We start from the raw sequence: 3,142 nt of genomic DNA, 5'->3' as shown, positions 1-3,142 counted from the left end.
GGGTCATTGAAAAATGCATAGGGTAAGAGATAGAGGTGAAGGTGATAAGGGCACGCAGTGGATGCCTAGGCGGCAGGAGGCGAAGAAGGGCGTGGCAAGCTGCGAAAAGCCCGGGGGAGCTGCAAGCGAGCGATGATCCCGGGATTCCCGAATGGGGCAACCTGGGTAGCCGTTGAGGCTACTCGCCCGCAAGGGTGCGAACCGGGGGAAGTGAAACATCTCAGTACCCCGAGGAAAAGAAATCAAACGAGATTCCCTGAGTAGAGGCGATCGAAAGGGGAGGAGCCTAAACCAACGTGTAATACACGTTGGGGTTGTGGGACAAGTCCGGGCGAAAGCCGGGAAGTTACAAATCCTTACTCTAGCCGAATGGTCTGGGAAGGCCAACCGGAGAGGGTGAAAGTCCCGTAGGCGAAAGGGTAAGGACTTCCTGGGGCTTGATCCCGAGTACCACGGGACACGAGGAATCCCGTGGGAATCAGGGGGGACCACCCTCCAAGGCTAAATACTCCCTGCCGACCGATAGCGCAACCAGTACCGTGAGGGAAAGGTGAAAAGCACCCCGGAAGGGGAGTGAAAGAGACCTGAAACTGCGTGCCTACAAGAAGTCGGAGCCTGCTTAAGCGGGTGACGGCGTGCCTTTTGATTAATGAGCCTGGGAGTTGTCGTATCTGGCGAGGTTAAGCCGGTAGAGGTGGAGCCGAAGCGAAAGCGAGTCCGAAAAGGGCGGTAAGTCAGATGCGGCAGGCCCGAAGCCGGGTGAGCTACCCATGGCCAGGGTGAAGGTAGGGTAAAACCTACTGGAGGCCCGAACCGGTGGATCGTGAGACATCCTCGGATGAGCTGTGGGTAGGAGTGAAAAGCTAACCGAACCCGGTGATAGCTGGTTCTCCCCGAAATGCATTTAGGTGCAGCCTCGAGAGGTCTGTACTGGGGGTAGAGCACTGATAGGGCTAGGGGGGCGACCTCCAACCCCTGTCAAACTCCGAATCCCGGTACACAAATCTCGGGAGTGAGCCTGTGGGGGATAAGCTCCACAGACGAGAGGGGAACAACCCAGACCGTCGGCTAAGGGCCCGGAGAGATGGCTAAGTGTGGAAGGATGTTGTGCGTCTTAGACAACCGGGATGTTGGCTTAGAAGCAGCCATCATTTAAAGAGTGCGTAACAGCTCACCGGTCGAGACGCACAGCGCCGAAAATGTAACGGGGCTGAAGCCATCCCCCGAAGCCGCGGATCAGCCGTAAGGCTGGTGGTAGGGGAGCGTTCCGCAGTAGGGTGAAGGCAGACTCGCGAGAGCTGCTGGACGAGGCGGAAGTGAGAATCCAGGCATGAGTAAGCGAGAGGAGAGTGAGAATCTCTCCCCCCGAAAGCCTAAGGGTACCTGGGGAAGGGTCGTCCGCCCAGGGTTAGTCGGGACCTAAGGTGAACCCGAGAGGGGTAGCCGATGGGAAACCGGTTAATATTCCGGTACCACCTGTATATCAACAGTATGGGGGGTGACGCAGGAGGGTAGGCGCCGAGGTCAAGTGGCAAGGCCTTCCAAGCGGTTAGGCGAAGAGGCTGGTAGGCAAATCCGCCAGCTGAGCTGAGCCGTGAAGGGGAGGACCGAATGGTCCAACGGAGCTGATCCCACACTGCCGAGAAAAACCTCGCATACTGATATACAGGTGCCCGTTCCGCAAACCGACACAGGTAGGCGGGCTGAGAAAGCTAAGGGGAGCGGGTTAACCCTTGCCAAGGAACTCGGCAAATTGACCCCGTAACTTCGGGAGAAGGGGTGCCGCGGTAGGTTGAACCCAGGGGAAAGGGCAACCTGGAAACTGGGGGAGGCCGAGGCGGTTGCAGTGACAAGGCCCTGGCGACTGTTTACCAAAAACACAGGTCTCTGCGAACTCGTAAGAGGAAGTATAGGGACTGACGCCTGCCCAGTGCCGGAAGGTTAAGGGGAGGTGTGAAAGCACCGAACCGAAGCCCCGGTAAACGGCGGCCGTAACTATAACGGTCCTAAGGTAGCGAAATTCCTTGTCGGGTAAGTTCCGACCTGCATGAATGGCGTAACGACTGGGGCACTGTCTCGGCAGGGGACCCGGCGAAATTTCAATCTGGGTGAAGATGCCCAGTACCCGCAGCTAGACGGAAAGACCCCGTGGAGCTTTACTGCAGCCTGGTATTGGGCTTTGGTGCATCGTGTACAGGATAGGTGGGAGGCGAAGAACCCGGCTCGCCAGGGTCGGGGGAGCCGTCGGTGGGATACCACCCTCGGTGTACCGGAGTTCTAACCTTAGACTGTGAAGAGCAGTCGAGGGACAGTGCCAGGTGGGTAGTTTGACTGGGGCGGTCGCCTCCTAAAGAGTAACGGAGGCGCGCAAAGCTCGGCTCAGGTGGGTTGGAAATCCACCGAAGAGTGCAAGGGCATAAGCCGGGCTGACTGCGAGACCGACGGGTCGAGCAGAGGGGAAACCCGGTCCTAGTGACCCGGCGACTCCGAGTGGAAGGGTCGTCGATCAACGGACAAAAGTTACCCCGGGGATAACAGGCTAGTCTTGCCCGAGAGTTCACATCGACGGCAAGGATCGGCACCTCGATGTCGGCTCATCCCATCCTGGGGCTGAAGCAGGTCCCAAGGGTTAGGCTGTTCGCCTATTAAAGGGGTACGTGAGCTGGGTTCAGACCGTCGTGAGACAGGTCGGTCCCTATCTGCTGCGGGCGTAGGAGGTTTGAGGGGGCTCGCCCATTGTACGAGAGGACCTGGGTGAGGGAGCCACTGGTGTACCGGCTGTCCTGCCAAGGGCATACGCCGGGTAGCTACGCTCCTAAGTGATAACCGCTGAAAGCATCTAAGCGGGAAACACGCCCCAAGATGAGACCTCCCATCCCGATAAGGGAGTAAGGCCGGTTCGAGAAGAGGACCTTGATAGGCCGGTGGTAGAAGCGCAGCAATGCGTGGAGCCAACCGGTACTAATCGGCCGAGGCCTTCACCTCTATCAACCCTATGCATTTTTGAGTGACCCAGTTTTCCCGGGTGCCGATACCAAGGCGGGAACCACCCGGTCCCATCCCGAACCCGGCCGTTAAGCCGCCTTGGGCCGATGGTAGTAAGGGGTTCGCCCCTTGCGAGAGTAGGTAGTGCCCGGGATTT

At 58.5% G+C, this 3,142-nt stretch carries 2 rRNA genes; both read left to right on the top strand.

Going from position 1 to position 3,142, the window contains the following annotated elements:
- Nucleotides 1-34 precede the first annotated feature (34 nt).
- A 23S ribosomal RNA gene (locus tag OB7_RS09760) occupies nucleotides 35-2,985 on the top strand.
- Between the two features lie 36 nt (nucleotides 2,986-3,021).
- A 5S ribosomal RNA gene (gene rrf / locus OB7_RS09755) occupies nucleotides 3,022-3,138 on the top strand.
- The last annotated feature ends 4 nt before the right edge of the window (nucleotides 3,139-3,142 follow it).

This window comes from Thermosipho africanus Ob7, assembly GCF_003351105.1.
GTDB classification, from domain to species: domain Bacteria; phylum Thermotogota; class Thermotogae; order Thermotogales; family Fervidobacteriaceae; genus Thermosipho; species Thermosipho africanus.
This window is presented reverse-complemented; position numbering and strand designations above follow the sequence as displayed.